Here is an 8,037-nt window from a genome sequence, read left to right as displayed (position 1 = left end):
CTCGATCTCGTCGCGCTGACGACCCAGCTCAGACCGGATCGAGCCAAAAAGCTCAGGATCGCGGTCCGACAAGGACTGGGTGAAAAATCCGTTTGTTCGATGCGGGGCGTTCACAGTTTTGATCTCCTGAAAATGGTTAGCCGGTCCAGCCAAGACCAGCGGAAATGGCGTTCATGGATTGCAGCAGGGGCACGGGAACTGACCCTGCCTGCGGTTCGTTGCGGGCGTGTTGCAGCAGTTCGACCTGAAGAGCATGAATGCGGGCCAATTCGGCCTGTTTGCGGTCAAACCTCTCGCAAAGGCGGGGAAAGCGATGGCCGATGACCTGACCACCTGTCAGAAACCGGATCGCTTTGCAGGCACTATCGTATTCCGCCTTGATTACCTGCGATACACGTTGGCGGATCTCGATATCAGAGACCAATTCGCCATACTGCGCTGCGATTTCCATATCCGTCTGATAGAGCGATTTTTCCATCTCATCGACGGCGAGGCGGAACAGGCGGGAGTGTCGAAACATGTCGTGCAACACGTCATCACCGCGCGCGCCGCGAAACTTGCGAAAACTGGCCATGGCGGTGCCGAACCCGTACCAACCAGTGATCAGGTGGCGGTTCTGCGACCACGCAAAGACCCATGGAATGGCCCGCAGGTCGTCCAGACTGGCCGCGCCGAACCGACGGGTCGGACGGGACCCCATTTTCAGGCGGGCAAGTTCTTGGACAGGGCTCGCCTGCTGGAAATAGTCCAGAAAACCCGGCATCTGCAAAAGCGAGACATAGGCTGTCTGTGACAACTCTGACAAAGCATCCAATGCGTCATCGAATTCAGGCCGTGAAGGCGCCTCGTCAGGGGTCGCCGTATGGCGCATCGTGCTTGACAGCAACAACTCCAGATGCGCCGCAGCCGTGCCCCGGTTGGCATATTTGGCCGAAACCACCTCGCCCTGTTCGGTCACGCGCAACCGCCCGGCAACTGTTCCGCTGGGTTGCGCGGCGATGGCGCGCCCGGTCGGTGCACCGCCCCGGCTGACCGAGCCGCCGCGACCATGGAAAAACGTGACCTTGAAACCTTGCGAAGCCAGCGCCGAGACGATCCGGCGTTGGGCGCGCTCCAACTCCCATGTTGAGCAGAAATAGCCCCCGTCCTTGCCGCTGTCCGAATATCCCAGCATCACCTCGATTACTCTACCGTCGGTTTTGAGGCTGCGACGGGCAAGCGGAACAGCCAGAACGTCCAGCAGGATCGATGGGGCATTTCGCAAATCGGCAATCGTCTCGAACAATGGGACTACCGAAAGATCCAAAGTTTCGGAGCCAAACCCGGCATAGCGGGCCAATAGGTAGATACCGAGAATGTCGTCGGCCGAACGGGTCATGGACAGGATGAAGGGCCCTATTGCCTTGGGGTCCGGTCCCGATCGCACACCATGGACCAGAGCCAGAAGAGCAAGCAGTTCCCGCGCCTGATCGCTTAACGCGTCGCGGTTTTGATAGGGCAGGTTCTGATCGGCCAGTTCGGTTCGCAAGCGGGCAGACCATTCGGCTGTGCCGTAAACCGGCACCTTTCCGCTATGCGACCAGATTTCGGCCAGAACGTCGGTTGTGACGGTCGAATTCTGGCGGATGTCCAGCGTTGTGGTCCGGAACCCGAAAACCGAAGCAACCCGGCGCAGCGGACGGATGTGCTGCCGCGCCAGAATATCCGCGTTGACCGCACATAAAGCGGTATCAAGCGTGTCGAGATCGCCCACGAATTGCGAGATGTGATCATAGCCGCTGTTTGTCAGCCGATAGCGAATGGCATTGAGTGCTTGCCGGAACGGTTCATTCCGATTGCGTCCGGCGACCGGAGCCCGGTCGACTATCGCTTGTACTTGCGTCCTGACAGGTTCAGGTAAAGGCAATATCAGCGCGCTGATGCTTAACCTGCTTGCGGCACGTTCGAGTGCCTGGCGATATAGGTCCAGAACTGTTTCGCGTCCGCGTTTCAACGCCAATGCGGTCATCTCGGTCGTGACATTCGGGTTGCCATCCCGGTCGCCGCCGATCCAGCTGTGAAAGCGGATATCGGGTGTATCGCTCAGCGTACGACCCAGCACTTGCAGGCAGGCCTGATCGAACCGGCCCATAACCTGCGGCACGGCATCAAAGATTGCATCGCGGAAGAACTGCAACCCCCATTCGATCTCGTCGTGCAGGCTTGGGCGCGACAGGCGGAGTTCGCCTGTCAGCCACAAGAGATCAATCTCTCCTTCCAGACCATTCAGCAATTCGGCGTGTTCTGTCGGGGTCCAGCGTTGCGTTTCAAGACTGACGAGGTTGCGGTAGATACGCCGGTGAATTTCCAGAACCGTAACCCGCTTGGCTTCGGTCGGATGCGCGGTCAGAGTGGGACCGGTACACAGGTCAGCGGTCAGCTTTTCAACCTGGCTATAGGTCAGGGACAAGTCCGTCAGGGCTTCGGCAAAACCGCCTTCTACCGCTTCTGCGCCGTTTTGGGTTTCGGTCAGTCGACGGTCCCGAACTTCGGCGTTTTCATCGATGATGCACAACAGTTGGAACCAGATAGAAAGGGCCTGCAAATACGGCGTTGCCTCGGGTCCCGTGGGAATGGGTTGCAGCGGCGTGGCCTCGGCCCATGCCGCCACATGTGGCGCCCGTTTCAGCAATATGTTCCGCCACAACGCCCGCAATTCCGAGCGCAACCCTTCGGCATAGCTCGAAGGGTTGGGGGTGGACTGAATATTCGGGGCCAGCGCTTGCATCAGATCACGCGATCCCGGGGTTCGCGGCCTTCAAAGAAATCATTCAGGTTATCGAGAACCCGAAACCCCATCGCCTCGCGCGCTTCACGGGTGGCGCTGCCCAGATGTGGCAGCATCACGAGGTTGTCGCATTGCAGCAGGTCCGGGCTGATACGGGGTTCACCATCGAACACGTCCAGCGCGGCCCCGCCGATCATCTCGAACATCAGGGCCTGGATCAGCGCCCATTCGTCGATCACCTCACCGCGCGCGGTATTGATCAGAAAGGCGGCGGGCTTCATCAGGCCCAGTCTGCGCGCGTTGATCAGATGCCGGTTGTCAGCCCCGCCGGGGCAATGCAGCGAGACAAAGTCGCATTGCGGCAGCAAGTCGTCAATCGAGGCCACCTGCGTTGCATTGCACCTGGCCAGCACGTCCGGCGCTATCTGACTGCGGTTGTAGACGAGGATATCCATGCCGAAGCCATGATGCGCACGGCGGGCCATCTCTTGCCCGATGCGGCCATAGCCGATAATGCCCAGCGTTTTGCCGCTGACCTTGGTTCCAACCAGATGCGTGGGCCGCCATCCGGTCCAGGTGCCGGACCGCAGCTCGCGTTCACCTTCGCCCGCGCGCCGCGCCACCATCAGCAGCAGGGTCATGGCGATATCGGCGGTGCATTCGGACAGAACATCGGGCGTGTTGGTCACGGTCATGCCCAGCTCACGCGCCGAAGGTTCGCAGATGTGGCTGTATCCGACACCGTAATTGGCCAGTATTTTGGTCTGCGCACCAGGGACGTCCATTGCCTCGGCGCTCAGTGTGTCCGTTACAGTTGGCAGTACCGCGTCGTAAGTTTTCAAGGCTTGGCGAATTTCGGCCGGGGACATGGGTTTGTCCCCGGTGTTCAGAACAGCGTTGTAATTCTCGGCCAGCTGCGCCTCGACGGCGGCAGGCCAGCGACGGGTCACAAGAACCGAGGGTTTGACCATCACGCGGCCTCCATCACACGGGCAATTGTTTCACCGATCACAGCGGGGTTTTCGGCAACGGTCACCCCGGCGGCGGACAGGATCTCGACCTTCTCGCTGGCGCTTTCGCCAAAGGCCGAGATGATCGCACCCGCGTGGCCCATCGTGCGGCCTTTCGGGGCGGTCAGACCCGCGACATAGGCAATCACCGGTTTGGTGATGTGGTCGCGGATGTATTCCGCTGCTTCAGCTTCCTGCGGGCCACCGATCTCGCCGATCATGGCGATGACATGGGTGTCCTCGTCCTTTTCGAAGCGCTTAAGGATGTCCTTAAAGGATGACCCGTTGATCGGGTCGCCACCAATCCCGACACTGGTCGAGACACCGATGCCGCGTTCTTTCAGTTGCGCCGCAGCCTCATAGCCCAGCGTGCCCGAGCGGCCGATAATGCCGACATGGCCGGGCAGATAGATGTGACCCGGCATGATGCCCAGCAACGCCTTTCCGGGCGAGATCGTACCGGCACAGTTCGGCCCGGTCAGCACCATGCGTTTCTCTTTCGGATAGCGGTACATGTACCGCTTCACCCGGATCATGTCCTGCGCCGGAATCCCGTCGGTGATACAGACGCAGTAGCGGATACCGGCATCTGCGGCTTCCATGATTGAATCAGCCGCAAATGGCGGGGGTACGAAAACAAGGCTGGCATCCGCGCCGGTCGCCTCGACAGCCTGTTTGACGGTGTCAAAGACCGGAACACCCTCGACGGTTTCCCCACCCTTGCCGGGTACGACACCGCCCACGACATTGGTGCCATAGTTCAACATGTCCTTGGTATGAAACCGAGCCATGCGGCCGGTAATGCCCTGCACGATGACGCGCGAGTCACGGTCGAGAAGAATGCTCATTTCACAGCCCTCATCTTGGTGCCTTGAGTAAGGTCGTTTTTCCATGCGCCAACAGCGCGTTCTGCCGCCTCCATCAGCGTTGAGGCGCGAATGATCGGCAGGCCGGACTTGGCCAAAATCTTCTGACCCTCTTCAACATTTGTTCCAGCCAGCCGCACGACGACGGGCAGGTCTAGGTCAAGTTCCCGCAGGGCCTGAACGACGCCTTCGGCCACCCAGTCGCAGCGGTTGATACCAGCGAAGATGTTGACCAGAATGGCCTGAACATTGTCGTCCGACAGGACCAGACGAAACGCCTTGGCCACACGTTCGGGCGAAGCCCCGCCCCCGATGTCGAGGAAGTTTGCAGGCTCGCCACCGGCAAGCTTGATCGTGTCCATCGTGGCCATCGCCAGACCGGCACCGTTGACGATGCAGCCGATATTTCCGTCCAGCCCGACATAAGACAGTCCGCGGTCGGCCGCGCGGCTTTCGCGCGGGTCTTCCTGGCTTTTGTCACGCAGTTCAGAGATTTGTGGATGGCGGAACAGGGCGTTGTCGTCAAAGCTCATCTTGGCGTCAAGCGCCAGCACCCGGTCGTCACCTGTGATGACCAACGGATTGATCTCGACCATTGTCGCGTCAAGCTCGCTAAAAGCGGCATAGCAGCCCTGTAGCGTACGCACCATTTGCTGGATCAGCCTGGGCTCAAGCCCCAGGTTGAATGCGATCTCGCGCGCCTGAAATTCCTGAAGCCCAACCGCCGGTTCCACGATGGAGCGGACGATACTTTCCGGGCGGTCAGCCGAGATATCCTCGATCTCCATCCCGCCCTCGGACGAGGCCACGATCATCACCCTTTGGCTGGACCGATCGAGGACTAAACCCAAATAAATCTCGCGGTCAATCGGCACCGCGGCTTCGACATAGACGCGATAGATGCCTTTGCCTTCGGGGCCGGTCTGATGCGTGACCAGCTTGCGACCAAACAGATCATCGCAGGCCTGATAGATTTCGTTCTCGGTGTTGCACAGCTTGACCCCTCCGGCCTTGCCGCGACCGCCTGCATGGACCTGCGCCTTGACGATCCATTTGTCACCGCCCAGCTCACGCGCCCGATAGGCCGCTTGCTCCGGACTGTAGGCCAGTGCGCCGGATGGTATGGCGACACCGAAATTCGAAAGAATTTCCTTTGCCTGATATTCGTGAATATCCATCTGATCCGCTCCTGTTTATGCAGCGATTGAGGTGCCGTAACGGCTTTCCAGCAGGTCTTCGATTGCGTCTTGATTGACCGTTCCGCCCAGTTCTCGGATGGCTTCGGCGAACAGACGCACAATCCGGCTGACGGCCTCGCGGTTCAATTGGTTGAGGATGCCGATGCGCACCTGCACGGGTTCGCTGAGGGTCGGCCAGATGCCAAACCCGCGCGCACGGCAGTTCTGGACCAGCTCCATCTCGCGGCCAGCCAGTTCCGGGGGCAGGTTCAGCACAATCAGGCTGGGCATGTCGGAGGTGACCTCGCAGCCCATTTCGGTAACAGCGTCGCGCAGAACCTTCTCATGCGTCTTGTACGATGCGGACCGCTTGGCCAGACTTTCCTGAAGGGTCAGGCGCAGGGATTCATGGAAGGCCGCAACGGCGTAGCCCGAATGGGTGCGGTGATAGGTGCCCTTTTCAACATCCTGCCCATCAACAATGCCCCAATGGCGGGCCTCAAAGATGGGATTGTGCACATAGGTATAGGCACCGGTGGTTCTGAGTGATGCGATATAGGCGTCGGTAAAGCTGACAGGGGCATAGGTCAGCGGCAGGCAGCATAGACCTTTCTGCGGGCAGGACGCCCATCCGGCGATGCCCGGAAAATCGTCTATCGAGAAGTCATCGACGCCCAGAGACGACACCGCATCGATCAGACCCATCGCGCCATGACGTTCGCACGCGTCGGAAAATCCGCGCAGGTCATTGATGCGGCCAGATCCGGTTTCCCAATGCGCCATGAAAGCCCATTTCGGTTTGTGCTGCGCGAGAGTCGCCTCGACCAGATCACCGGTGACCGGCTGGCCGTGCGGAACCTCGATCACGGTGACGCTGGCGGCCTGAGGCGCCATCGGGTTGGCTGCATGTTCTTCGGGCGTCGCCGCTTTGAACCGCAGGGTCAGCGCGTCGATCCCCGAGAATGTGCCGTTGGCAAAAGCTACGACCTTGTCGCCAGGCATGACAGCCGAAAACATGGTGTCCAGGGCGCTCCAACCGGTGCCGGCAACAGCAAAGGTATAGGCGTTTTGGGTGCCCCAGATTTTCCGCAGCATGTGCTTGCATTCGACCATCCCCCTAAGGACGTCCCCCTGCATGTGATCGGCAACGCCTGCATTGGCAAAGGCCTTGAGGACGCGGGCATCCGTGTTACCCGGCCCCGGCCCCGCAGCGAGGGTTTGGGGGATTTCGAGCGGAGGGAAAATCTGAAAAGTCATGGTCTGGCATCCTCGGCTGTTGGCCGGGCATTGCGGCCCGTCGTGTCAAGTTACCGAGCAGGAAACGCGAGCTTGCCTTATGACGCAACGTAACTTACTACTGCTTTTGGATGGCCAATAGGATGGGGCAATACCTACCCGTTTTGGTAAAAATACGAAGGTATACAAAGAATCTACCTAATCTTATGGGTAGGTTTTTCCGAATTCGGGGCAAAATCATATGGTTGAGACACCGGGCAAACCCATCGACATCATGCTGGCGGACGGCAACCCGCTGGTTCTGTCGGCCATGTCCGAGATATTCGAGCGGGACCCCCGATTCTCGCTGATGGCCACGTCAGCAACGGCCGAAGGGTTTCTGGGAACGGTGATGCGGGTTCCCGTTCAGGTCGGTGTCGTCGACTGGACGCTTCCGGTTTTAGGCGCTGCCAAACTGATCGAGGTTCTGCGCGATCAGCCCAACGCCCCGCGCTTTGTCGTTTATGGCGACACTGGCGGCGATGTTCCGCGATTGGCGATGCAGGCGGGTGCGGCCGGATTTGCCGCCCGCACGGGCGAGGTTGAGGGTCTGCTGGAAACCTGCGCCAAAGTGGCAGCGGGTAAGATGGTATTCCCGTTCATCGATATCCGGAAAATGCAACAGGACCCGATCCAGAGCCTGTCGCGTAAAGAACGCGCAATTCTGGAGGCGCTGGCGCAGGGAATGTCGAACCGGGATTTGTCAAAGGAACTTCAGATTTCGACAAACACGGTCAAGTTTCACCTATCCAACATCTACGAAAAGCTGAGTGTCAAAAACCGCACGCAGGCCATTGCGTATTTCTATTCGTCTCAGCAGTCGCGAAACTAGACCAAAGGCGATCTGGGTGCCGGTGTTTCCCGACAGGTTTTTCCTCTGGCCCTGACCAATTCTGGATACCGTCAGCGGCAAGGGACACTACGCTTGTCCTGAGCGCTTT

At 59.4% G+C, this 8,037-nt stretch carries 6 protein-coding genes; 1 reads left to right on the top strand and 5 read right to left on the bottom strand.

The annotated features are described in order from the left end of the window. Positions 1–136 precede the first annotated feature (136 nt). From ACR0NZ_RS19725 to ACR0NZ_RS19705, 5 genes are read right to left on the bottom strand one after another with little or no spacing between them, the layout of a single operon-like run. Positions 137–2,767 (bottom strand): phosphoenolpyruvate carboxylase, encoded by a 2,631-nt coding sequence (locus tag ACR0NZ_RS19725; RefSeq protein ID WP_480521302.1) that lies wholly within the window; start codon positions 2,765–2,767, stop codon positions 137–139. Then, the gene (locus ACR0NZ_RS19720) at positions 2,767–3,738 is read right to left on the bottom strand and encodes a 2-hydroxyacid dehydrogenase (protein WP_480521300.1); all 972 of its coding nucleotides are present in this window, start codon (positions 3,736–3,738) and stop codon (positions 2,767–2,769) included. Before ACR0NZ_RS19720 ends, ACR0NZ_RS19725 begins: the two co-directional genes overlap by 1 nt. Then, on the bottom strand, positions 3,738–4,625 hold the full coding sequence (gene sucD / locus ACR0NZ_RS19715) for a succinate--CoA ligase subunit alpha (protein ID WP_480477448.1): 888 nt from the start codon (positions 4,623–4,625) through the stop codon (positions 3,738–3,740). Before sucD ends, ACR0NZ_RS19720 begins: the two co-directional genes overlap by 1 nt. Continuing rightward, positions 4,622–5,821 carry a malate--CoA ligase subunit beta gene (locus ACR0NZ_RS19710; RefSeq protein ID WP_480521298.1) on the bottom strand — a complete coding sequence of 400 codons (1,200 nt, stop codon included), beginning with the start codon at positions 5,819–5,821 and terminating at the stop codon, positions 4,622–4,624. The genes sucD and ACR0NZ_RS19710 overlap by 4 nt, the downstream gene beginning before the upstream one ends. A 15-nt stretch (positions 5,822–5,836) precedes the next feature. Next, positions 5,837–7,078, bottom strand: a complete 1,242-nt coding sequence (locus tag ACR0NZ_RS19705; RefSeq protein ID WP_480521296.1) for a pyridoxal-phosphate-dependent aminotransferase family protein — start codon at positions 7,076–7,078, stop codon at positions 5,837–5,839. A gap of 220 nt (positions 7,079–7,298) precedes the next feature. Here ACR0NZ_RS19705 and ACR0NZ_RS19700 point away from each other — a divergent pair, with 220 nt between their 5' ends. After that, positions 7,299–7,928, top strand: a complete 630-nt coding sequence (locus ACR0NZ_RS19700) for a response regulator transcription factor (RefSeq protein WP_480521294.1) — start codon at positions 7,299–7,301, stop codon at positions 7,926–7,928. Positions 7,929–8,037: the final 109 nt, after the last annotated feature.

Source organism: Ruegeria sp. AE3, assembly GCF_056542225.1.
This window is presented reverse-complemented; position numbering and strand designations above follow the sequence as displayed.